We start from the raw sequence: 23,425 nt of genomic DNA, 5'->3' as shown, positions 1-23,425 counted from the left end.
AAGTCAGCCAAGATGCCGGGCGCGCTCCCTCAGGGGCCGCCCGGCTTCTACCTTTCCGGCAGGCTGATTTCCCTCCCCGCGCGGACGCTACAATATAGAAACCAAATGATTTGCCGGCACCCAGCATACTGGTTAGCGACGTGCATATTCATTTCGTTTCTCCACGCGGAAAGCCGCACGAGCGCCATCGCCGGCGCTGTCACTGACGAATCAGGGGCAGCCATCCCCCGCAGCTCCGTCACTCTCCGCAACCTCGAGACTGGCAATGTCCGCACGGCCGCCGCCGACGAGGCCGGCCGGTTCCGCATCGCCTTCCTGGAACTCGGCCGCTACGAAGTCACTTTTGAAGCCCCAGGCTTCAGCACACAGACCGTCAGCCCCGTGGAACTCACCCTCGACCGCGAGGCGATTGTGAACCCCGCGCTAAAGGTCGCTGGCCACACCTCCGCCCTCCTGGTCAGTGCCACTGTGAAGTCTGTGGACGCATCGGCGGCGGCCCTCTCCACCCTCATCGGCCAGAACCAGATCCAGGAATTGCCACTCAACGGCCGCGACTACCTCCAACTCGCCACCCTCCAACCGGGCGTCCTGGTGGCCCGCGCACAAGGCCGGAATGCAAACACGGGATTCGGAATCCAACTCTCCATCTCGGGCTCCCGCCCCGTCCAGAACAGCTACCGCCTCGACGGCATCAGCGTCTCCGACCACACAAACTCCACCCCCGGCAGCATCAACGGCCTGAACCTCGGCGTCGACGCCATTCGCGAATTCGTCGTTCTCAACAACACTTACGGTGCTCAGTACGGTCGCGCCGCCGGCGGGGTCATCAACGCGGCCACCCGGTCTGGCGGCAACGACCTCCACGGCACTCTCTACGCCTTCCTTCGAAACGATAACCTCGACGCCAGAAACTTCTTCGACGGCTCCGGCCCACCGGAGTTCCGCAGAACCCAGGCCGGTGCCAGCGCAGGCGGGCCCGTCGTCAAAAACAAGCTCTTCTTCTTCGCAAATACTGAGTCGCTGTGGCAGGCCCGGGGCTCCACCACAATCAACACAACTGTCAGCGATCGCACGCGCACCGGCGTCCTGAACAGCACGACCGTCCGCGTCGATCCGGCCATCGCCAGGGTGCTCGCGTTGTTCCCCCATGCAAATGGTCAGTATTTCGGTGAAACAGGCCTTTTTATATTTTCCAATCAAACCACTGGGCACGAGCGCTTTCTTTCCACCCGGGTGGATTGGCTGGCCACCTCCAGCGACTCGCTGTTCCTGCGCTACAACCTCGACTCCGGCAACCGCAACAGCCAGACACCCTTTGCCCTCGGTGAGCAACTCAACAACACCCGGACCCAATCCGCCGTCGTGGAAGGTCAGCACGTCTTCTCCGCCCACGTCATGAATGCGGCCCGCTTCGGGTTCAGCCGGTCCGTCACGAACTTCAATGTCACCCGCTCCACACAATCCGCAATCGACGACCCGGCCCTCATCTTCGTCCCCGGCGCCCGCTCTGTCGGCTTGATCAATGTACCGGGCCTGACGCAGTTCCCTGGCGGCTCCGAGGCGCTCGACGCGGAGCTCGACGCGTTCTCTTCCTTCCAGGCTTACGACGATTTCACCCTGAGCGCCGGACGCCACATCCTGAATGCCGGAGCGTTTGCCGAACGCACCCGGTTCAACCAGGACAGCCGTAGCAGCCAGAACGGAGAGCTGACCTTCGCCAGCCTGGCCGACTTTCTCACCAATACGCCCCAACGGCTCAGGGCCCAGTTGCCCGGCTCCGGCACCGTCCGGGGCTTTCGCCAGTCGATCGCTGGAGGCTACCTGCAGGACGCCTGGCGCCTCACCCCTCGCCTCCGAATCGACCTGGGCCTGCGCTACGAATGGACGAGCGTGCCGGCCGAAGTGAATGGCCTGCTCTCCAACCTCGACGAGCTCACCAGCCCCCAGATGCGCACCTCCGGGCCGCTCTTCGCCAACCCTTCGCGTCGCAACTTCGCACCCCGCGCGGGTCTCGCCTGGAACCTCTCCGCCCGCCTCGGCACCGTTCTGCGAGCCGGTTACGGCCTCTACGACGACCTCGTCCTCTCTCAATTCCTGCTCATCACCGGCGTCCGGAACCCGCCTTTCTATCTGCGCGGCGACGCCAACAGCCTTGCCCCCGGCGACTTTCCCAATGGCCTCTACCAGAAACTGGTGAACTCGCCCAGCATCGATCTGCGGGCCGAGCGTATCCCGCGCAACTTCACACAGCCCTATCTCCAGCAATGGAACGTCAACCTGCAACAGCCGCTCGGGTCTGCCAGCCACCTGGAACTGGCCTACGTCGGCTCCCACGGCCTCCATCTCTCCGCTCTCATTGAGGATGCGAACCTGGCCGTGCCCACTACCCTGCCGGACGGCCGGCTCTACTGGCCCGCGGGCGGAAAGCGCCTGAATCCAGCCTTCGGCATGATTCGCAATCGCACCTTCGACGGCCAGTCGTTCTACCAGGCGGGGCTCCTGAACTTCACCGGCCAGTCGCGCCGCGGCCTCACGTGGCAGGCGGCCTACACCTTCTCAAAAAGCATCGACGACGACTCCGTCACCTTCGCCCACAATGAGTCGTCCAACTCCATCGGCATCCCCGTGAACAATGTCCGCTTCAATCGGGGCCTGTCGAATTTCGACCTCCGCCACACGTTTGTCGCCAACACGCAGTGGCTGTCGCCGCGGCTCAGGTCCAATTGGGGCCGCTTGTTCAGCACCTGGCGCATCGGCGGAGTGATCACTCGCACCACCGGGCTGCCCTTCTCCGCCACCCTGGGCTACGATGCGGCGCGTACCCTCACGGGACGGCCCGACCGCCTGGGCGGCCAACGGCCCAACCTCGCGCCCGGCGCCTCCAACAACCCCGTCACCCACAATCCCCTGCGCTGGATCGATCCGTCGGCCTTCCAACGGCCCACACCCGGCTTCCTGGGCAACCTCGGCCGCAACACCATCACCGGACCGGACCTGTTCCAGTCCGACCTCTTCCTCGGCCGCATCTTCCATCCATCCTGGGCTGGCGATCGCGTCAGGCTCGATTTCCGCGCGGAAGCCTATAACGCCACAAACCACACCAATTTCGATCTCCCCGACCCCACTCGTATGCAGGTCTTCAGCAGCAACTCCACACCGGAGGACGTCGGGCGCATCACCAGCGCCGGCCCCAGCCGCGAGATTCAGTTCGGCTTGAAGGTGGTCTTCTAACCCCGTGAGCATCCTCGACGAGCTCCGCATGACGTTGCGCTACACCCGCGGATTGCCCTCGTTTCTGCGCCATCCCCTGACGCCGGACGCCTCACGCCAGCTCCTCCGGCAGTGCATGGCGGCCCGCAATACGTCATTCCTGACCCTCTTGGAACGTGGCATCTTCCGCAACCCGCAAAGCCCCTACCGCCCCTTGTTCCAGCACGCCGGCATCACCCTCGCCGACCTCACCCAGAGAACCAACGACCTGGGGGTGGAAGGCGCGCTGCAATCGCTGCTGGACGCCGGCCTGTTCATCCAGCTCGCCGAGTTCAAGGGCCAGCGGCCGCTCGATCGACTCGGCTACACAGCGCAATTCAAATCGGAGGACTTTGACAATCCCCTCGTGCGAGCCCAGTTCTCGGGCCGTACCGGCGGCTCCAGCGGGCCCGCCCGCCGCCTTCTCCTCGATCTCGACTTGCTCAATCACGACGCGGCCTGCCACTACCACCACCTGCTGGGCCTGGATGCGCTCCAGCGCCCCTACGCGGTCTGGCGACCCGTTCCACCCGACAACTCCGGAATCAAGAAGCTCCTCATGTTCGCCAGGCTGGGCATTCCCCTCGAACGGTGGTTCTCCCAGTCCCCGGTCGACGCGGGCAAGGGGCAGTGGAAGTACTTCTTCTTCACCCGGCAGACGCTCGCCTTCAGCCGCCTCTTCGGCCGCCCCCAGCCCTCGCCCATCCATGTGCCCGTCACCGAGGCCGGCCGCATCGCCCAATTCCTCGCCGGCATGCGGAGCCAGGGCCGGCCAGCCTATCTCGACACCCTGGCCGGTTGCGCCGTGCGCGTCTGCCAGGCGGCGCGCGCAGCGGACCTCGACATCAGCGGAACGCTCTTCCGGGTTGGCGGTGAAGCCCTCACCGCTGCCAAGGCGCAGGCTGTGGCCGACGCCGGCTGCCGCATCGTGTGTCACTACTCGATGTCTGAACTCGGCCACGTCGCCATGGCCTGCACAGACGCCACGGACATTGATGACGTTCACCTGCTGCTCTCCAAAGTCGCCGTCATCCAGCGCGCCGACGGCGCACTCCTGTTCACCTCCATCCATCCCAACTGTCCAAAGTTGATGCTCAATGTGGAGACCGGCGACACTGCCACCCTCGAACGCCGCACCTGCGGCTGCCCGTTCGGCCAGCTCGGCTTCGACCTCCACCTGCATCACATCCGCAGCTACGAGAAGCTCACCAGCGAAGGGATGCACTTCCTCGGCATGGAACTCACCACCCTGCTGGAGGAAGTGCTGCCGCGCGCCTTTGGCGGAGGCCCCTCCGACTACCAACTCATGGAGCACGAGGTCGGCGGACTCTCGCGCGTAGCCCTCATCGTCAGTCCAGGCGTCGGCGCCATCGACGAGCCCCTCATGCTCCGCACGGCCCTTGAGTTCCTGGCTTCGCACTCCCGCGGCCACCAGCTCATGGCCAAATTCTGGCAGGACGGCTCCACCCTGCAGATCAGACGGCAAGAGCCTTTCGCGACGAAAGCCGGCAAGATCCTGCCGTTGCACATCCACTCATGAAGCCCGAGTCGAGACTCGCCCGCTGGAGCGCCTCCATCGGCCCCGGCATCGTCTTCGCCCTCACCGCCAGCGGTCCCGGCAGCTTCGTCTCCAACGCCGCCGCCGGCGCAACCTATGGCTATGCCCTGGTCTGGGCGCTCGGCTTTACCCTGCTCTTCCGCTACGCCTGGCTCGATACCTCGGCCCGCTACGTCCTCGTCACCGGCGAGACTCTCCTCGATGGCTACCGCCGCCTCAGCCGGCCGCTCGTGCACGTCGTCCTCGCCGGCACCATCGTCGTCCGCCACCTTTCCAACATGTACAAGGTGGTTCTCCTGGGCAGTTGCATCCACCTCCTGCTGCCCCTGCCCTTCCCCTGGAGCGCCCGGTTCTGGTCCGTCTTATCCATTGCCCTCGCCTACACCATGATCCGTTGGGGCGGCTATTCGGTCGTGGAACGCTGCTGCAAGGCTCTGGTCGCGATCATGACCGCCTCCCTCATCGTCGCCGCGTTCCTCTCCCACGCCGATCCCGCCGCGCTTTGGAAGGCATTGATTCTCCCTGGACTGCCCGCCGACAAAGGCGCCTACTCCGCCGCGCTGCTGGTCATGGCGTTGATCGGCACGGAGGCCGGCTCGCTCACCAATCTCACCTACTCTTACTTCCTCCGCGCCAAAGGCTGGACCTCCGCCCGCGACCTGCCGCGCCAGCGCTTCGACCTCTTCACCAGCATCACCTGCATCTTCCTGCTGGGCACGCTGGTGCAGATCGCCGCCGCCGCTTCCATTCACCCGCTCGGCCTCAAGCTGAAGAACGCCGATGACCTGGTCCGCATCTTCTCGCAAAGCCTGGGCGTGGCCGGTCGCCTCATCTTTGGCGCCGGCATGTGGGCCTCCGCCTTCTCCGGCTTCATCGGCGGCACCACCGGCTACGCCCTCATGGTCACCGACATCCTGCGGCATGGCATGTTGCGTTCCGGAGCGGCCGGGCTGGACTCCAAACGGCCCGCGCCCGAGACACGCCGCGATCCCTACTTCCAGGGCTTCGTCGCCTTCTGGTGCTTCTCGCCGCTCTATGTCCTCTTCACGAATTGGGAACCGGTCGTCATCATCCTGATCGTGAACTCCCTGATGGTCGTCCTTATTCCCGTGCTCGCCCTGGCGCTGCTCCGGCTGACCAACGACAGAAAACGCCTCGGGGACCATACCAACCGCTGGTCGAGCAACGTGGTTCTGTCGGTCATGATCGTGGTGTCCATCTGGCTCATGCTGCGCAATCTCATCAATTGGTGGTAGCGCCCGTCGTCCTCTCCCTTCGACACACCCGCGGGAGATGATGTATTGTCAGATCGGCAGTTTGACGCCGGCCCTGGTCCTGGCGTCATTTCGAGATTGAGGAGTAAAACGATGATAAAGAGGATGGCATTCGGCCTCCTTGCTGCGTTCGCAGCGGTGGCCCTGGTGAGTCAGGTTGGCTTCGCCCAACAGCCGGCAGCCCCGGAAAAGCCCTTGGTTTGTCCTCCGGAAGGATTCAGCGGCGGTTTCACGCGCGGCTGTCCCCAGCGGCAGTTCGCCTATCCGGCCGACATCGCCGCCATGATGGCCGCCTTGCCCGACAAGGCGCCCGCTACTCCGCAGAAGGTGCGCCGCGTCCTCGTGTTGGGCCGGGCCGTCACCTGGGTCCACACTTCCATCCCGCTGGCCGCCAAGATGGTCGAGTACCTCGGCGACAAGACCGGCGCCTGGATGACCACCATCACCTATGATGCCGCCGACATCAACCCGGAGAACCTGAAGCAGTACGACGCCGTCTTCCTCGCCAGCACCACCGGCGAGTTCCTGGACGATCCCAAGGACAAGCCCGTCACCGACATCCGCCGTAAGGCGCTGCTCGATTTCGTCAAACAGGGCAAGGGCATCGCCGGCATCCACGCCGCCACCGACTGCTACCACAAGACCATCAAGGGAGCCACGCCCGATGCTCCGCCGACGCTCACCGGCACCTGGCCCGAGTTCAACGAAGTGATGGGCGGATTCTTCAAGTTCCACTGGGTCTACCCCACGCTCATCACCGTCAAGATCGACGACCCCAAGAGCCCGCTCACTGCCATGTTCCCCGCCCGCGGCTACGAGATCGTGGATGAGACTTATACCTTCGCGCAGGACTCCTACAGCCGCAACAAGGTCCACGTCCTCACCAGCGTCAACTACGGCAAGATGAGCGCCGAAGACAAGGCCAAGGAACCGGCCAACACCAAGCGCACCGACGGCGACTACGCCTTGAGCTACATCCAGCGCGTGGGCCAGGGCCGCGTCTTCTACGAAGCCCACGGCCACGACGAGAAGGTCTACTTCTCGCGCCCCTTCGTCGCGCACATGCTCGCCGGCATTCAGTACGCCCTGGGCGACCTGCCCGCCGACGATTCACCCAGCGGCACGGCCAAGCCCTAGCCGCCAGCGTCGAGTCCCTTCCTCATGGCGGGTTTCCGGCACTGGCCGGAGACCCGCCCTAGTTCTTGAACCCCGCCTCAGTCCCCGAGCGTTTGATCCCACTCTCATCGATCGTGCCGGGCTTCCAGTCCCGGGCCATCTGGACATCCGCCGCCACCTCCGCGGTCTGCTTCGGAATGTCCACCCAGCCTGAACGGTTGTAGAGCACCGGCTGCACGTACTGCCGGGTATATGCGGCCGAGTAGTGCTTCCAGTGCTCCAGGGCGGCCGTCAGGTGGCCCACCGCGGAGCCCTGCTGAGTGGCGTCTCCGGTCTTGTCGAACAGGGCCAGGTCGCAGGCGCCTTGGATCTTCTCCGAGTAGTAGAGACCCAGATGCGCCATGGTTTCGATGTCGCCCAAGGTCGCCGTATACTCCTTTCCATTGCCGACTGGGGCCACGCCACCGCGCCGCAACTGGGGGAGGGCCTGCAGCGCCTTGTTCGAATTGGCGGAAAGCGTCGTGGCGATCTCCAGGGGTGTGACGCCGGCAGGCATCTTCTTCGCCAGCAGGCCGTTGCGCCACTCCATGATGTTCAGTACGCCGGCGCCCGGCATCGTGCCGCCCTCCATGAAGTGGCGGACATTGTAGTAGCCCTGTTTCCTCCGGCTGGCCTCGGGGAACCACTTCAGATCAATGTCGCCCCAGAAGAAGCGAGTGATGTAAGGGAACGTCCTGGAGGCATCGGCCCAGGCGCCCATCAGCCGGGAGACATCCGCCCTGGGAAAGCGCGCCGCCACTAGCCGGGCAAAGGTGGACTCAGGCAGTTCCGGCTCGTAGGCCAGCCGGCCCCACATGGCGAACGACAGCCACTGCTTCTGCATCACCGTCTGCCGTGGTGAGGCCGCATCTTTGGTCAGGAAGTCGCGGCCCCACACATAGCCGTCCGGCCCCATGTAGAAACCAGCCACCTTGTCCGGCCCCGGGATTGCCTTGATGAAGGCGCGGGCATAGTCGAGGTCGGCCCACCGGAAGCTGTAAATGTCATCGTTCCGCACGGTCAGCCAGCTTCGTAATTGCGGCGACAGCAGCGGCAGCAGGGGATCGATCATCGCGGGCCGCGGTACGGAGTACATGTGGGCGATAGCGTATTTGAAGCTCACGTCCAGGGTGCAGGGCAGCTCAGTGAACGTCTCGCGGATCTCGCTGAGCCCCGTCATGTGGAAGCGGTGGATGAGACGGAACTTCCGCTGCGGCGACTCTTTCAGGGCATCGCGAATGCCTTCGCCGTAGGTCTTCCAGAGCCACTGCTCCTTGCTGATCCCGCCGATGTTCGTTGGCATGCTCTCGCCGGCCGTGATGCCGATGCCCGCCAGCAGAGGGTAAGTCCGGATGGTTTCGCGGACGCTGGCGCGGAAGTACTCGATGGTGCGCGGCGCGCCTTTGTCGGAGGTGATGCCATCCTTGCCTTCCGCCCCGTGGAGGAAGATGTTCCAGGTGAAGAAGTAGACGTCGATGCCGCGGTCCCTGGCCATTTGCATGACTTCGCGCCAGAACCGGATCTTCTCCTGAATGGGCAACTTCTTCACTACCTCGTGCTGTGCCAGCATCCCGGGCCGCACGAAATCGTTGCCGGCATTGTCGAACTTCTCGTCCAGTTTGGCGGTGGTCCGCCAGACATCGTCGAGCGCGACATGGGGGAACTCCGGCACCTTCACGATGCTCGGGAAGGGGTGCAGATTCCAGAGCGAGATGACGTTGTAGCGGTGGCGCGCCATGTCGTCGAAGAACTCGCCCCAGAAGGTGAGGCTCCACATCTCGGGGATGTTGGCCTGTGCGGCGTCCGAGGTGTCCGAGTAGCTGGGCGTACGCAGATCCAGGGGGAGGTTGAACTTGATGCCGCGCTGGGCAATATGGGGCGTGTGGCGGGAGTCTTTCAATTGCTCCAGGGTGCCGGTGTGAAGGGCCTCGGCGATGTCGAGGCCGCCATACATGACGCCGGCGGCATCGGCTCCGCGCACGTTGATGGTGGTCGAGGCGCCCTGGCGCTGGACCTGGATCTCGTAGCTTTGGGCAACGGCGCCGGGGCTGACAGCCAGGCTAATGACTGTTGCGCCGGAAGCAGTGACGGCGATCCCCTGCTGTGCCGCGGTGCGCCGGATCTCGGCCTCGGCGAACCGGCCGGGTCCCCCCGCTGCAGGGTCGACCCGAATCGACAGTGAGGGGGCGGCAGCCAGGGCGCCGGAAAGCGCGATCAGTAGCAACGATGTGGTCACAGGAGAGTGATGCATTTTAGAGTCCTTTGCTTCCAGTCCGAACCATCTCACGGTTTGCCGGCCGGAGCCAGGTGATGCATTTGGAGGCCGAGAGCCCAGCGCCGCTGGAAACCCTTCCAGTAGGTGTGGCCTTCCTTCCCTGCTCCGGGACTGTAGCTCGCGCCCGTTCGTTCGCCTCGCGTCACGGGCCAGGCACCGTCATTCGACCGGACGACTGGCACATCCAAGTAAGCGCGGCGGCCGGCGTCGCCCTTCAATTGGAGATCCAGAAACGCGGTGATGAAATGCTGGTTGATGGCGGCGATCCGGTCTTTGCGCCAGACGGGTTCATCGAAGCTCTCCTGCGTATTGAACTCGCCGAGGGCCTCGGGCGGAGGCGGGTTTCCGCCGACGTTGTGCCGGGCGTTCTCGTATACGAGCAGCCAGCGGTCAGAGTTGACTGCCCCTTCGAACGCCGGCTTCACCCCGGCCGCATAGTCCGAGATATCGTCCTGGTCGCCGTCGATGAAGAGGGACGGGACGCGGATTCCGGCGAGGCCTGCTTTGTCCCAGGCATTCTGCGGCGGCTGTGCACCCCAAGGCGCGATGGCGACAATGGCCTTCAGGTTGTCATGGCGCAGGCCGGTAAACTCCGGACTGCCCGCGATCCACTTGCTGTAGTAGCCGCCGGGCACCATCCGGGCGATGCCGCTCGCCGCACTGTAGCCGGCTCCGCCGCTCGCCAGGGCTCCGTAGCCGCCCATGGAGTAGCCGACAATGGCCGCCCGGGATGCATCCAGCACGCCATGCAGGAAGTGGTCCGGCGCAGCGGCCAGTTTTTCCATCGCCTCCAGGGTGAAGAGCTGGTCAGCGGAACGGTTCAGGAGGGTGCTCTGGAATCCCTTTACCGCGCCGAAGACAGAGTCCGTGTGATCGATCGCGACCACCACGTAGCCCTTCGAGGCGAGGTTCTCAGTCAGGTAGCTGAGGAAGGTGCGGGAGCCTGGATAGCCGTGCGACACCACCACCAGCGGGAACGACTGGCCTTTCTCCGGCGGCGCATCGCGCAGGGCCTTGCCTGCGGTCTCAAACGTCTTCGCACCGCCCGCGGGGTTGTTGCCCGGGAGCGGACTGGTGTAGACGGTCTGTTCCTGCTGGCCGGCGGGGAGCGTGGCCGGATACCAGACCTCCACCGTGAGGGGCCGGTCATAGAGCGGGGCCTTGCCTGTCTCGCGATCGAACTTCAGAATGTCCACCTGGCCGGCATGGACCAGTTCGAGGGTGCGGACACCCACGGCGTGCGTGCCTCTCCGCGCCAGTTCGGGCGCATCGGCCCCGGGCACACTGAAGTAGTGCGGGGCTGCCGATTGGGCGAAGCCCGGGGCGCAGAGGGAAAGCATCGCGGCGAGACAGCGAACGTGGCGGCGCAACAGCATCCCATCATTCTGTTACGTGGGGGCCCTTCCTGCAATCACCACGCCTTGCCCGCAGGCGGCTTGGATACAATCCCCAGTATGCCTGGACCCCTGCTTCGCCGGAGAGACCTGCTGGCCGGCGCGCTGTTTGCCGCCTCCGGCCGCCTGGCGATCAGCAAGCTGACGTCTCGCAAACACTCCATCCAGAACCGCGACTATCTGTTCCTGGAGATCGAAACCGATGGGGGCATTACGGGGCTGGGCGAGGGTTCCATTTCCGGGCGGATCGAGATTGTCGAAAAGGCGATTGAGTGGTTCACGCCCTTTCTGACCGGCAAGGATCCGGCGGGCATCGAAGATCACTGGAATCGCAATTACTACGAACTCTCGCGCTACCGTGACGGTTCGGTGCTGATGACCGCGCTGGCCGCTGTCGACATCGCGCTGTGGGACATCGCCGGCAAGCGCCTGGGAGAACCTGTGTGGCGCCTGCTGGGCTCATCGGCCGCCAAACCAATGCGCGTCTATTACAGCCATTGGAGCCAGGGCCTGGAGCCGCGCACGCCGGAGCGCCTGGCCGAACTGGCGGCCCGCACGCGGGAGGCCGGCTGGAGCTGCATCAAGTGGGTACTGCCCAAGGGAGGCACGGAACCGGAGCGGCTGCGGCGCCTGGTGGCGGAGGTGGAGGCCGTGCGCAGGGGCGGCGGTCCGGAGCTCGAGATTGGACTGGAGATGTGGGAGACGTTCACGGTCCGCTCGGCGATCGATTTCGCGAACGCGGTGGCGCCGTTCCACCCGCTCTTCATTGAAGAGCCGACCTGGCGGGAGATGCCGCAGGCGTTGGGGGAGATTGCCGCCAAGAGCCCGGTGGCGCTGGCCGGCGGAGAGGGTCTCGTCTCGCGCTATGAGTTCAAGCACCTGTTGGATGCGAGGGGCGCCCGCATCCTGCAGCCGGATGTGATCCACTGCGGCGGCATCACCGAGATCAGGAAGATTGCCTCTTTGGGCGAAGTCTATGGTGCGGAGATGGCACCGCATATGTACTACGGCCCGGTGGCGCATGTGGCATCGCTGCAATCGATGGCGGGCCTCCGCAGTTTCCTCATGCAGGAGTGGGACGCGGGCATGGAAGGCACCTTCACGGGCATCACGCGCGGAACATTTCCGCTGGCGCGCAAGGGGCAGGTGACGCTGCCGGACAAGCCGGGCCTGGGCCTGGAGATGGACTGGGCGGAGTTGGACCGGCGATTCCCTTATCGCAGTCAAAGCCTGCGCCCGCCTGGCGGACGTTGAGAGGCCAACGGCAGCGCTGCAAGTTTCGCCGGGGGTGTTGAGAATCCTCCGTTTGGGTGATGATCCCCGCCGTGCCACAGCTCCATGATGGATTCACATAGGAGCTTGAATTACACGCGAGGTCAATTATGTCGAACAAGGGATTAGCGCTGGCATTGCTGTGTTTTCTGGCCGGCACGCTGAGGGCGCAGGATGCCCAGGTGGCGTCGCTGATGGTCAAACCATTGGAAGACATTCCCGGCAAAGAAGTGGAGATGATCACCGTGGTTTATGCGCCAGGCGGTGAGGATCCGATTCATCGCCACAACGCGCATGGGTTCATTTACGTGTTGGAAGGATCCATCATCATGCAGGTCAAAGGCGGGCAGCAGGTGACGCTGGGACCGGGGCAGACTTTTTACGAGGGCCCCAACGATGTTCACACTGTAGGGCGGAATGCGAGCAAAACCAAACCCGCCAAGTTTGTGGTGCTGCTGCTGAAGGACAAGGGCGCGCCGGTATTGGTGTTGGAGAAGTAGATTACCCTCTCCAGGATAGAGGCTTCGAACCAGGAGGTTCATCATGAAAATCGTTGTAATTGGAGGCAGCGGCCTCATCGGTTCCAAGGTTGTTTCGCGGTTGAAGGCGGAGGGCCACGAGGTGGTCGCCGCGTCGCCGAAGTCGGGCGTCAATTCAGTGACGGGCGAGGGGCTGGCCCAGGCACTCGAGGGCGCCTCAGTGATGGTGGATGTGTCGAACTCAGCGTCGTTCGATCCGGAGCCGGTGATGGCGTTCTTCCGGGCCTCCACTACCAACCTGATTGCCGCCGCGAAGGCGGCGGGGGTCGGGCACTATGTCGCGCTGTCGGTGGTGGGTACGGACCGCCTGCTGAGCAGCGGCTATTTCCGGGCCAAGATGGTGCAGGAGACGATGATCAAAGCGTCGTCGATCCCCTATTCGATTGTGCGGGCGACGCAGTTTTTCGAGTTCGCCAACAGCATCCTCGAGTTCTCGACGGTGGGCGATTCCATCCGCGTGGCACCGATCCTGATCCAGCCGATGGCCGCGGCGGACGTGTCGCAGGCGGTGGGCGATGTCGCGTTGGGCATGCCACTGAATGGCATGGTGGAAGTGGGCGGCCCGCGTGCGTTCCCGATGGCGGAGCTGGTCAGGATCACGCTGAACCATCGCCACGAAACGCGGGAAATCGTGATCGACCCGAAGATGGGCTACTTCGGCGCGGAGGCATCCGAGCGGAGTATTGTCCCGGATGGAGGGGCGCGGCTGAGCGCGATGAGCTATGAGGACTGGCTGAGCCAGCAGCAGGCCGTCGCCGCGGCACGCTGAGGATTCCCCCCGCTTCGTGGGCCTGGCGCGCAACCCGGCAGTCCTGCCAGTGAAGTTCCTGGACCGGGTGCAGCGTGCACGAACGATGCCTCGTGCAAAGAGTCAAGGTTTAGGATTCAAAGAGCTTTGGGCGCGGGGGCCGGAGGAATTGGGTTCGATTGGGCGGCGACGGTGCTGATTCAGCTTGAGGGCGCAGGCGGACCGTGGGCGGTCAGCGTGAGAGGCAAGGTGACTGTCCGAATGGGTTCGATTGGTGTGTTGGGGTTGGGTTCGCAGTTCGATGCCGGCGTTGATGGACCGGCGGTCCCGTGCGTGGGCTGGGAGCCGGCCGACTGCATGGTGTGGGTTGTCCACGGAAGGGTACTGCCGAGTGCCATTGCTCCAACGTCGGTCTGCTGGTTATCAGGGTGAAGCACTTGGAGGAGTGGGCGGGGTTCCGAGGAGCCTTGGGCTTGGCTTCGTTTGGTGTCGCCGGCCTCGATGGAAGGCTGCGGAGCCGTGGCTTCGTTTTGCGGCTGCGGCGCGGCGGGGCAGCGGAGATAGAGGCGATAGCGGCCGCGGATGGGGTGGACGACGGGGGGTTTGGGGGGCTGCGGCGGTTTTGGGGGTTGAGGCGCTCCGACGCGGCCGCCGAACAGGCCGGAGAGGCCGGCAAAGCTCCAGCCATCGTCGCTGAAGGAGATGGGGAGAGTGCTGCCGGGGCCGAGAGCGGCGGGTGTCATGTCGGAGAACACGGAGCCTCCACCCGCTCCGGCTGCCATGGTCTTGGGGACTTCGGCTTCGATTCCGGCGGAGTGCGCGGCGAGGGTGGCCAGGGAGCGTTCTACCAGATTGATGCGATGGGTGATCCAGCGCTGGTAGGTCTCGAGGCCTTTGGCGGCGGCGAGTTGCTGGGCGAGCCAGACGGAAGCCGCTTCGAGACTGCCATCGGTTTCGGCGCAGGCGACGTCGAAGAGGGTGCGTTCGAGGGCGGCCCAGCGGAGTTCGTGGGCCTGGAGCATGCAGCGGTTGATGAGCAGCAGGCGGGCGCGGGTGTCGCGGCAGGCTTCGGTGCGACGGAGAGCGTCGAGGAACCAAGGGCCGGCGAAGTGGGCCGGCAGCTCGAAGGTGAACGGGCAAGGCGGGGTCTTGCGGGCGTTCTGGGAAGAGGCGCGTTTGCCGGCTTCGGTGCGGGGTCCGGTGGATTTGCGGGCATTGGCCCGGTTGGCGGCGAGGCGGTGGGGGGCGAGGGCGGCGCTGGCTGACATGGTTAGCGGTCCTTCCTTGGGGACAGACCGGCGGCAGCTTGCCTGGCCTGGTTGGCGCGGGTGAGGCGGTCGGCATTGGCGCGAGAGGTGAAGTGGAGCCGGTGCTGGAGGCCGAGCAATGTTTGCAGGGTGGCCTGTTCGCGGCGAGAGAGGGACCGGACGGCCTGGAGCAGGCGGCGGGCCGGAGCGGCTTCGGGGGTACCGGGCGCCGCCTGGTCCCAGCCCTCGAGCAAGCGGGCGTTGAGCAGGCCACATTCGAAGCGGGCATAGCGTTTCTGGCTCCAGAGGCTGGACGCGACAGAGGCGGCGACAACCTGCTCGTGGAGAGAGCGGGGTTGAAACCCGTCGGAGATGGCTTGGCATAGCTCCTGGAAGCGTGCGGGGTCCTCGTAGGCGGCAACCGCGGCCGCAGCGGCAGAGTGCAGGTCCAAGTTGGCATCCGTTTGCTGGATGCCGCGAGCGAGGGCGGCAGCGGCCCTCGCGTCGTTCGTCGTCACGTCGTTCCTCATCAATCACGCTCCGGGCAACATCATAAGGGAGGGCTGCCAAATCCCGGCTTGGGGTAAGTCGGTTAACTCTTTGAAAGTAAATAGAGATAGATTATTTTCTCGAGGTGTGACCGCTTTTTGTTCGCCTGGGTAGAGGGGCGAGCGCTTCAGGAGAGAGCGTAGGGCTTGGCTTTGAGGGTTCGCGTGGGGGCGCCCCGCTGGAGATTCGGCGCGAGGGAAGGTGAATGCTCGGGAAATAGATGGAGTATCTGCTCTTGGTGAGAGGTGCGCGTGCCGCTGTTCCCGATCCCCGCTGGCGGCCTGAGTGGAACGGTCCTCGTGTGGTTCGTGGAGAGGGATTGAACTGGGCTCCTCGCTTACCCGGCAGCGCCGAGGATCGATTCCATCGCGGCGCTATCGAAGGGAGGCACTGGGCCTTTGGCCGGGATTGGCGATCTGTCCCACTGGCAATTGTGGTTGCTGGAATGTGCACTCAGGAATACGTGACGAACGGAGGAGTGGCTGCGGGGGCGACTGTATGTTGCTGTATCCACAGTGGGTTGGATCGCTGGAAAAGGGCTTGGGGGCGTCCACTTACCTGGTCTTTGAGAACCAGTACAACTGCTGCGCTCGGCGGTAAGCCTTTCTTTTTCTATTTGTTAGAAGAAGGTGTACGCCCGGCTGTCCCCCGTGCCACATTTTTGTGGGATATGGCGCACCGCTGGACCGATTTTGACGGGCTGGCGTTGCCAGTCTGCGCGGGGCGGGTGTCGAACCGAGGGAAAGGATCAGAGATCAGGTCGGTCTGGCCGTGTTTTTGGGTAATTACGCTCAGTCGGCGGCCTGATTCTGGCGTTTTTCAGTGGGACGGGCCAGGCTGACTACCGGCCGGATGCTTTCACGGCAAAATGGAGAGGGACACACCAGGACGTCCACCGATCCTCAATAACTACCCCACACACACACAGTCGCAGGAGAAATCTGCAAGATTCGCAAAGGAATCCTTCGAGAGGCTTCTCTGGTTGAGGATCTCGGCATATACTGATGGCCCAGTTCAGGCCGAAAGTCGCGATTACTTTCCATGGAGATGCAATGCCACGCCTTAAGTCTAAACCGTCGTCAACTAGCCAAACTCGGACCGAGGCTAGACCGTTCTGCCGGATGCTGCCACAGGCGACACCACCGCTTCGCCCGGCTGTCGCCGCAGATACCCTACGTGCCTCGGCGATTATTGCGACCAGGTCGAAGTGGGTTAGTGGAACCGTCTTGCACTATTGTTTTTTCACAAAGGGACATTTCGCAGTTCCGGCAAAACAAGGGGCGGCGGTACGAGCAGCATTTGGAAAGTGGAAAGCAGCTGGAATCGGTCTAGAGTTCAAGGAAGTTTCGAGACTAAGCGAAGCTGAGGTGCGAATCGGCTATTCAGATACTGACGGGTCTTCCGCTTCCGCTGTCGGGCGAGGCGTTTTGAAGGTTCCGATTAACGAGCCAACGACGGTTTATGGGTGGGATCTCACGACGCCCTATGGAAGCGGAACGGCGCTCCACGAACTTGGTCACGTACTCGGAATGGAACATGAACACCAGAGCCCGTTCGCGGGGATCAAGTGGAACGAGCAGGCGGTGTACGACTCACTGGCGAAGCCTCCCAATCGCTGGGACCACGAAACAACCTTCCACAATATTATCGAGAAGCTTGATTCTAGCCAGGTGCAGGGCTCCAAGTGGGATCCGGACTCGATTATGGAGTATGAATTCGAACCAGGTCTGATTGCTGCACCGCCGCCGTATGACACGCAAGGCCTTACGCCGCCCGGCACCCTCTCAGCAATGGACAAGCAATGGGCTCTAAAGTGGTACCCACCGATGCCGAAGGCGCTTCCGATCCTCCGGGAGTATAAACCCGCAGTGCTGGAGCTCGCAGCTGGCAGGCAGGCCGACTTTATCATCAAGCCCGAGGCATCCCGCAAGTATACGATCGAGACTAAAGGCGGGACAGATGCCACGCTAGTGCTCTTCGAGGACCTGGATGGGACGCCTAGGTACATTGCTGCCGATGACGATAGCGGAGATGACCGGAACGCGTCGATCTGTTACAAGCTCTTCGCTGGCCGAAACTACACTGCGCGGGTGCGGTTAAACCACCCAGGTCCGTCCGGCAAAATCTCGTTGATGTACTCGTAGTTCACACAGGAGTTGACAAGTCTGCGGAAGTTGAGAGGCGAGGTGCCCGGGTGAATTCCGTCTGAAACCGTCTGAAGGGCTTCCTGTATCTGGGCGAGCGATGCGGATCAGAGTTCCGATCTCAAACCGATCAGGATTCAGAACCTAGGCCGATCGTCATTCCCAAACTGACGCCGATCACCTTCGCCTCGCCTCGGCTCGGCTCGGTATTCGCCGTCCTGATCTGGCGGCGCTGGACAATCGAAGCTGCGGCTCGCCGATTATCCCAGGAGTTTGGGGTGCCCCAGTAGAGGTTGTCCACGAATAACTTGAAAGTCGTAATATGGTTGGCAGACGACGGATTGCGCCGGTGCCGGATCGCGGCCAGCAGTCCACCTGTTCCCGTAGGGTAGAGCCCACTGGCGCGAACTGGAGACTGCTGCAGGTGCTGGCGGAGCGAATTCGCTGCCTCCCTAACCTCTGTCGCGCTTACTGGGAACAGTTCGAAGAACTCTTGTTGCCGGTTGAAGCCCCTGGGGGAAGAGCATAGGCAGCAAAGTACAGTTTCAACCAAATCGCTGTTGGGTCCACTGAATCGACCTCGACTGTCTGGCGTCAACTATTCCGGCCGGCGGTCGCGACAACTACAGACTTTGCGTAGCGGCCTGCCTCGCCTACACTGGTGCTGGCCGGAGCAGAGGGTAAGGCTCTGCAGGGATGCAACCTGAGCGCTGACTCCGGGGCCAGACCAGGCTCGGGGCGGGGTTCTCTCGCCCCAGCGGTTCCGGTCCTTCTCCTGGGCTGGCAGGGTGGCGTTAAATCCCGGAGGTCTGGAGGCAGAGCCTCCAGATCAATCAATGATAATTTCCTTGTTCGCCGCGCCGTCATTCGTCCTCCGCTTTCTTCTTCTTGGCCTGCTCCATCCGGTAACTGGAGATGTTCAATTCGAGGATCACGCCGTGATGAACCAGCCGGTCGACGGAAAAAGGCGGCTCGGTGAAGCAAATACGCCGTATCAGTTTGCCATCAGCAATGTCACCGAGCCAGTTGGCGAGGTCGTGGGCCTTCATTGTTGCAAGGCAGGGCTCTGTGAGTTCCCATTGCTGGTGAGGGGTGACGGACCTGCCAAATACCATCAGCCAGTTTGAGTCCCAATCGTGCGGAGTCTCACCCATCAGATCCCTTACAGGTAAGAATTACGTATTAAGTGGGGATGAAGCGATGCATCGGTTGCTCCGACGGATTTCCCGCCTTTCGAGAGAAGCACTGAGTTCGGTCGAGCCGGTCGCAGAAGGGAGTCGCCATGGTTTGGCCTCTGAGCGGTGTCTGTAGTCGATTCGGGGCGGTGCTTGCATTACCGGGCACCCTGTTTGCGGCTGATTTGTAGAAGGCTTTTGCTGAGGACGGCCGAGGCTAGGGGAGAGGTTCTGGGTGAAGTACTCAAATTCAGGAGGGAAACCGGGGCTGCGCGTTCCGAGAGGCCATCCCGGACTATTCGCGTGGTGATAGCCGAATTGGGCGCCACGCTGAAAGTCGGTGGGGCCCGAGCGAGGGGCAGGGTGCAGTCACACGTGAGGTAATTTCTCGGTGGGACGGGACAGGCTGAGGTGGATTCCTGCGGGTTTCCTCGAGTGACTTTCCTTGGCCGAAGACTCGATTCTGGGGGGAAGGTAGGACTGGCCAAGTTGATGGGGCTCCATTCACGCTGAAGCGCGTCCCGATCTCACGGGCGAGTGCCGGGGGGAGGCTAGTTCTTGCCACATTGCAGCGAACGATATCGGCTGGAAGGTTTCCAAAGATAGTCTACGGAAGGTGCGCGACCTTCGGCACTGTCTGCCGCAAGCATCAATAGACATTAAATCACAATTTTTCTTTGCCAGAACCACATTTTATGCCACTATGTCTCCCATGGCATATTGGGGAATTGAGACGAGGCGAGCAGTTCGTGGGATGGGCCACATCGAGATGTCTCCAGGACTTGGAAGGGCGCAGGCAATCCCGTATGGCTTGCGAGCATCACTTTCTGCCGTACTCCTGCTTTCAGTCTGCACATCCGCAACAGCGAATATCACAGTCAGCCCGCAGTCCGTCCAAAGAAAGCAGAGCCTCACTCTTGTAGTGCAGGTGGACAACTGCACCAAAACATCCGACCCCCATGCTTTCGATACAACGGACGCTGTACGCAAAGCGCCTCCCATCAGTCTTTCCGGTAGTGGAATTGAGTTGAGTTGGGGGAGTGCGGTTTCGACGGGGTGTACCCTTTCGGTTCCAGCGCAGGTGACCGAGAGTGCGGCGTTCGAGGACAAAGTCCTGATTGCCTACAACAAGGACAAAACTGAGGTGCTTGGAACTGCTAAGTTGCAGATCATCGACATACAGTCCGGTCCGATACCGCCAGGGCTGGCCCCTCAAGTCGATATCATCTGGAATGTTCTCAGCGATGTCGGCTGCAAGGATCAGTTTGGCACAAGAGTGTCGCGACACTACTACTGCCTTGAAGTCCAAATTGGAAATAACTCAGGGTATGCATTACTGATCTCTGGGCTTGGCTTCATGCGGCACCTTCCCGGCCTCGACTATAAAGAAGCGACGTCGACTTACGCGCAAATACGATCTGTTCTTCAGCGGGACCAAGTGATCAGTGGCAGAAACCTGACGTTGAGAGGCCTGCAAGGGGCAGGAGCGGTGGTTGCCGGCTTCGCACCGTTCGCGCGAAATCCGTTTGAGCGTAATAGGATGATCCTCTGGTCATCCATAATGGGGGGGGTCCTTGCTGGGGCGTGGGATTCTTTCGCTAAGGATCGCACAGTGCTGCAGATGACGAATCTCGACGATTCTGCGCTTCGAGATGGCAAGATCATCCCTAATAACTCACCCGTCAAATTCACCGTGTTCGCTGATCGGGATTCTGTAAAGCCCTTGTTGGCGGGCCCAACATGCATCGCGGAGTATTATGGGGGGCTGCTCGATCAGGAACTGGCTCGTGTGCAGGCAGATCTGACTCTAGCTACTGGACTCGGGTGGGATGAGTTAAAAAGGATGAAGCTTGAACGGGAGAGAGATAGGCTCCGAGAAAGCAAAGCCAGCTTAATGCGAGCAGGAGGGCAGGCTTCAGCGCAGGATAGAAGGTGCGCCGAGGGCAGGATTCCTGTGAAGGGGGGAGGAAAATTGCATTTTCTCGGACGCCCTCAGTCCCTTCGGGAAAACGACCTGATCGCCGTACGCCAAGCACTCGGAAGCCTTGTCATTGTCGGAGACCAAATCGAGTACAAGCAGCGCCTGCGTGTGGATTCGAGCGCTACTGTTTCTGAAGTAACTCCTTTACCCCAGATCGCCGGCGTGGTAGACGGCATTGTTCCGAGTCAAGGCGGAGAGCCCCTCGACGTGAAACTATCAGGGCGATGGTTAACGGGCGCCACCGTCTTGTCACCAGATTGTCAGAAATGCTATGAGACTGCCAAAGTCAATAGCACAGGAACAGAGATTACTTTGAAGGGGTTCAAAGTGCCGGATGACTACGTTCAGTCGGTGGTGACACTTCAGGTCGCCACCGCAGGGAAAATGGCGGAATTTATAATTCCTGTTAAACTTCACGCACCAGTGGTGAATGTTGTGGCGCCCGCTGAAGTCATCATCGTCCCGGACGCGGAGAATAAGGGTGTAGGGATCACCGCTACAGGTGCATACCTGTCAGGAAGCACATTTAGTGGGAAAATTACCGATACAACAAGCGCGACTGTTAAAGAGTGGGTTTTTGATGAAAAACATCTCCGAATCGCCTCGCCTACCTCTGCCGAGATGGTTGTTGACCTGACGGCAAGAGAGTCGAGAGCGAATTCGAAAGTTAGCATTGTCGTAACGAAGGGGTCAGAATCAACCAAAGAAGTCATGGTGATACTCCGACCGCCAGCACTGACAGTTCTGCAAGTTGCCGACAACCATATGCCAAAAGCAGGAGACGCAGCAATGGATCTCAGCCTCATTGGCGCCGGGTTCTATGGTGTCACAGTTACTTCATCGAATTGCGTAACTTGTTTCAAGGCCGATGCCGTAAAGACTAGCCCCGACGGCAAGATGCTCACTTTGGAGAAATTCTCTGTTCCCACCTCCTTCGCGGGACAGGGTGTGGATTTGACCATCACCGCTGGGGGTATGACTGCAAAATACACAATAAAAATTGGAACGAAGTAACAGTGTTTGTGACAAGGGAGTAAATAGTATTAGCGTGGCGGGAGTAAGCATTGCAAAATGGAATCTCAGCCTGCGTATGCCAGAAGGATGGGAAATTGCCTCTTGGTGGAATTTATGGATAGGGGGTTCTGGTGCGTTGCGCCCCAGGGATCATAACGCTTTCGGACGAAGATGGCGACCCGGGGTAGTGGAGTGGCTAAAGACGTGGATTGCGTGATGAAATTACCACGTGTTGACGGGACAGCTGAATCAGTGGACGAAGGAGGCCTAGCAAGTGATGCGCGGCTGGAGATTTGATTAGAAAATATGAAGGAATAAATCGGCGGGGTTGCTAGGATGCGAGATTATGACTGAGAAAAGTACTGAGCTGACGTGGCTAGGTATTTGGTTCAAGAATAGAGCTAAGATAATAGGTGGGGTTATTGTGATTGTGGCTGTGGGAGTTACAGCCATTATGAATTGGCCAGGATCGAAGAGTATTGGTGGTGTTCCTGCAGTCGAGGCATCTTATGCGGGAAGCGGAGATCATAAGAAGCCTGTTGTGGTTGTCTTTATTCATGGAATTTTTGGTGATAAGTCGACATGGGGAAGGCAGGAGTCGTCTTTCCCGGAAATGCTAGTTTCAGACCCTGCATTAAGTGGAAAGGTCGACGCATTTTCGTTTCGATATTATACGCCGGCATTTCAATCAGCCGCTAACGTGTCTCAATTGGCGGTCCAGCTTGATGGCGTGCTAGAGGATAAAGAAGTTATGCAGGATCATGAGAAGGTTGTCTTTCTGTGCCACAGCATGGGCGGGCTGGTCCTAAGGCGGCACCTTCTCATGACGCACAAGCTTGACAAGGTAGCCATGATTTACTTCTATGCTACTCCCACGAATGGAGTTGAAATTGCAAATATTGCGAAAGTAGTGTCAAGTAATCCTCAACTGAGAGCTATGTTTCCCTTGGAAGGAAATGAACTACTGCAGAATCTTCAGGATGATTGGCTTCACTGGGAAGAAGCACGACGACTACCTTCTTATTGTGCGTATGAGGCCGTACCAACAGTGGGCAATATATTCATTGTGCCTCAGTCGAGTGCAAGGGCACTTTGCAGCGAGGTATATCCGATGAACGCCAATCATATGCAAATTGTGAAGCCGCCAAGGCGGGATGATCCTCGGTACTCGAGATTTGTCACCGCTATGCGTAAAGCAGTGGGAGCATCTCTATTGAACCCTGCCACGACAATCAGTGACCAGCCGTATCCGCGCACGGTGGCGGTGGAAGTGCCCGGTGCGAGGGAGCAGGGAACATACACTGAGGTTTTTGTAAAGAAGGGAGATGTTTTACGCTTTAGCGCCCGCGGTATATGGTGTTGGGGTGGGACGTCCGGCTGTTCAGATGCAGATGGTACGCCGGGTCGGCCAAAGGCGGATGAGGACCCGGAGGCTGTCATGCTCAAGGGGCAACATTTCGGAACTCTAATTGGACGTGTAAAGGATTGGTACTTTGCGATTGGAACATCGAGAGCAATCGAGGCCAAAGAGACGGGGAATCTAGTCCTGCTCATGAATGATCGGAAGGGCACGTATGATTTTGACAACTCTGGCTCAATCCAGGTTACCGCTACTGTAGAGGCGGGCATGTCAGGGAGGCGCGAGTAATGTCGCAACTGTTACGCAACGGCGAGATGAGGACGGAGAAGGAGAGATGATGTGGATATTCTGGAGATGAGTGATTGTTGCATATTATCCAAAACAGTCATCAGATTGCGGTTGATGAGCCTAGAGCAAGCGGCGTGGATTCATACGACAGGGAAGAGGGAGAGTATAAATAATCGTTATTCCTTGGACGGTTGAGGCAAGAC

The 23,425-nt window shown here is 61.1% G+C and carries 15 protein-coding genes; 10 read left to right on the top strand and 5 right to left on the bottom strand.

What is annotated here, in order from left to right; translation table 11 throughout:
* The first annotated feature begins 105 nt into the window (after positions 1–105).
* From ACR9Y2_RS31965 to ACR9Y2_RS31950, 4 genes are all read left to right on the top strand, one after another.
* On the top strand, positions 106–3,231 hold the full coding sequence (locus tag ACR9Y2_RS31965; RefSeq protein ID WP_435045938.1) for a TonB-dependent receptor: 3,126 nt from the start codon (positions 106–108) through the stop codon (positions 3,229–3,231).
* Between the two features lie 4 nt (positions 3,232–3,235).
* Positions 3,236–4,789, top strand: a complete 1,554-nt coding sequence (locus ACR9Y2_RS31960; protein WP_435045937.1) for a hypothetical protein — start codon at positions 3,236–3,238, stop codon at positions 4,787–4,789.
* Complete coding sequence (locus tag ACR9Y2_RS31955; protein WP_435045936.1) at positions 4,786–6,063, top strand: Nramp family divalent metal transporter; 1,278 nt, start codon at positions 4,786–4,788, stop codon at positions 6,061–6,063. The genes ACR9Y2_RS31960 and ACR9Y2_RS31955 overlap by 4 nt, the downstream gene beginning before the upstream one ends.
* Before the next feature lie 123 nt (positions 6,064–6,186).
* On the top strand, positions 6,187–7,218 hold the full coding sequence (locus ACR9Y2_RS31950) for a ThuA domain-containing protein (RefSeq protein ID WP_435045935.1): 1,032 nt from the start codon (positions 6,187–6,189) through the stop codon (positions 7,216–7,218).
* Between the two features lie 58 nt (positions 7,219–7,276).
* Here the strand turns inward: ACR9Y2_RS31950 and ACR9Y2_RS31945 are convergent, their stop codons facing one another.
* Both ACR9Y2_RS31945 and ACR9Y2_RS31940 read right to left on the bottom strand, forming a co-directional pair.
* Positions 7,277–9,487 carry a carbohydrate-binding family 6 protein gene (locus tag ACR9Y2_RS31945; protein ID WP_435045934.1) on the bottom strand — a complete coding sequence of 737 codons (2,211 nt, stop codon included), beginning with the start codon at positions 9,485–9,487 and terminating at the stop codon, positions 7,277–7,279.
* Positions 9,488–9,519: 32 nt separating this feature from the next.
* Positions 9,520–10,887 (bottom strand): alpha/beta hydrolase family protein, encoded by a 1,368-nt coding sequence (locus ACR9Y2_RS31940; RefSeq protein ID WP_435045933.1) that lies wholly within the window; start codon positions 10,885–10,887, stop codon positions 9,520–9,522.
* Between the two features lie 78 nt (positions 10,888–10,965).
* Here ACR9Y2_RS31940 and ACR9Y2_RS31935 point away from each other — a divergent pair, with 78 nt between their 5' ends.
* The 3 genes from ACR9Y2_RS31935 (at position 10,966) to ACR9Y2_RS31925 (ending at position 13,485) form a co-directional block, all read left to right on the top strand.
* Entirely contained in the window at positions 10,966–12,159 is a 1,194-nt protein-coding gene (locus tag ACR9Y2_RS31935; RefSeq protein WP_435045932.1) for a mandelate racemase/muconate lactonizing enzyme family protein, read from the top strand.
* A gap of 128 nt (positions 12,160–12,287) precedes the next feature.
* Positions 12,288–12,677: a cupin domain-containing protein gene (locus tag ACR9Y2_RS31930; RefSeq protein ID WP_435045931.1), complete on the top strand. Its 390-nt coding sequence runs from the start codon at positions 12,288–12,290 to the stop codon at positions 12,675–12,677.
* Positions 12,678–12,720: 43 nt separating this feature from the next.
* Positions 12,721–13,485 carry an SDR family oxidoreductase gene (locus tag ACR9Y2_RS31925; RefSeq protein WP_435045930.1) on the top strand — a complete coding sequence of 255 codons (765 nt, stop codon included), beginning with the start codon at positions 12,721–12,723 and terminating at the stop codon, positions 13,483–13,485.
* A 179-nt stretch (positions 13,486–13,664) separates the two neighbouring features.
* Here ACR9Y2_RS31925 and ACR9Y2_RS31920 read toward each other — a convergent pair whose 3' ends face one another.
* Both ACR9Y2_RS31920 and ACR9Y2_RS31915 read right to left on the bottom strand, forming a co-directional pair.
* A complete protein-coding gene (locus ACR9Y2_RS31920; protein WP_435045929.1) occupies positions 13,665–14,732 on the bottom strand; it encodes a hypothetical protein in 1,068 nt (355 codons plus the stop codon).
* Between the two features lie 2 nt (positions 14,733–14,734).
* A complete protein-coding gene (locus ACR9Y2_RS31915) occupies positions 14,735–15,241 on the bottom strand; it encodes a hypothetical protein (protein WP_435045928.1) in 507 nt (168 codons plus the stop codon).
* Positions 15,242–16,687: 1,446 nt separating this feature from the next.
* Here ACR9Y2_RS31915 and ACR9Y2_RS31910 point away from each other — a divergent pair.
* Positions 16,688–17,404 (top strand): hypothetical protein, encoded by a 717-nt coding sequence (locus ACR9Y2_RS31910; protein WP_435045927.1) that lies wholly within the window; start codon positions 16,688–16,690, stop codon positions 17,402–17,404.
* A gap of 863 nt (positions 17,405–18,267) precedes the next feature.
* Here the strand turns inward: ACR9Y2_RS31910 and ACR9Y2_RS31905 are convergent.
* A complete protein-coding gene (locus ACR9Y2_RS31905) occupies positions 18,268–18,558 on the bottom strand; it encodes a WapI family immunity protein (RefSeq protein WP_435045926.1) in 291 nt (96 codons plus the stop codon).
* A 775-nt stretch (positions 18,559–19,333) separates the two neighbouring features.
* Here ACR9Y2_RS31905 and ACR9Y2_RS31900 point away from each other — a divergent pair.
* Entirely contained in the window at positions 19,334–21,574 is a 2,241-nt protein-coding gene (locus ACR9Y2_RS31900; RefSeq protein ID WP_435045925.1) for a hypothetical protein, read from the top strand.
* A gap of 346 nt (positions 21,575–21,920) precedes the next feature.
* Positions 21,921–23,222 carry a LecA/PA-IL family lectin gene (locus ACR9Y2_RS31895; RefSeq protein ID WP_435045924.1) on the top strand — a complete coding sequence of 434 codons (1,302 nt, stop codon included), beginning with the start codon at positions 21,921–21,923 and terminating at the stop codon, positions 23,220–23,222.
* The last annotated feature ends 203 nt before the right edge of the window (positions 23,223–23,425 follow it).

The organism is Paludibaculum fermentans (assembly GCF_051172195.1).
Classification (GTDB): Bacteria; Acidobacteriota; Terriglobia; order Bryobacterales; family Bryobacteraceae; genus Paludibaculum; species Paludibaculum fermentans_A.
This window is presented reverse-complemented; position numbering and strand designations above follow the sequence as displayed.

What these genes read in the sequence shown, in the direction of transcription:
- ACR9Y2_RS31925 (WP_435045930.1), top strand. Translation starts at nt 12,721, where the DNA reads ATGAAAATCGTTGTAATTGGAGGCAGCGGCCTCATCGGTTCCAAGGTT.
- ACR9Y2_RS31965 (WP_435045938.1), top strand. Translation starts at nt 106, where the DNA reads ATGATTTGCCGGCACCCAGCATACTGGTTAGCGACGTGCATATTCATT.
- ACR9Y2_RS31935 (WP_435045932.1), top strand. Translation starts at nt 10,966, where the DNA reads ATGCCTGGACCCCTGCTTCGCCGGAGAGACCTGCTGGCCGGCGCGCTG.
- ACR9Y2_RS31900 (WP_435045925.1), top strand. Translation starts at nt 19,334, where the DNA reads ATGGGCCACATCGAGATGTCTCCAGGACTTGGAAGGGCGCAGGCAATC.
- ACR9Y2_RS31905 (WP_435045926.1), bottom strand. Translation starts at nt 18,558, where the DNA reads ATGGGTGAGACTCCGCACGATTGGGACTCAAACTGGCTGATGGTATTT.
- ACR9Y2_RS31920 (WP_435045929.1), bottom strand. Translation starts at nt 14,732, where the DNA reads ATGTCAGCCAGCGCCGCCCTCGCCCCCCACCGCCTCGCCGCCAACCGG.
- ACR9Y2_RS31915 (WP_435045928.1), bottom strand. Translation starts at nt 15,241, where the DNA reads ATGAGGAACGACGTGACGACGAACGACGCGAGGGCCGCTGCCGCCCTC.
- ACR9Y2_RS31945 (WP_435045934.1), bottom strand. Translation starts at nt 9,487, where the DNA reads ATGCATCACTCTCCTGTGACCACATCGTTGCTACTGATCGCGCTTTCC.
- ACR9Y2_RS31930 (WP_435045931.1), top strand. Translation starts at nt 12,288, where the DNA reads ATGTCGAACAAGGGATTAGCGCTGGCATTGCTGTGTTTTCTGGCCGGC.
- ACR9Y2_RS31955 (WP_435045936.1), top strand. Translation starts at nt 4,786, where the DNA reads ATGAAGCCCGAGTCGAGACTCGCCCGCTGGAGCGCCTCCATCGGCCCC.
- ACR9Y2_RS31940 (WP_435045933.1), bottom strand. Translation starts at nt 10,887, where the DNA reads ATGCTGTTGCGCCGCCACGTTCGCTGTCTCGCCGCGATGCTTTCCCTC.
- ACR9Y2_RS31950 (WP_435045935.1), top strand. Translation starts at nt 6,187, where the DNA reads ATGGCATTCGGCCTCCTTGCTGCGTTCGCAGCGGTGGCCCTGGTGAGT.
- ACR9Y2_RS31895 (WP_435045924.1), top strand. Translation starts at nt 21,921, where the DNA reads ATGACTGAGAAAAGTACTGAGCTGACGTGGCTAGGTATTTGGTTCAAG.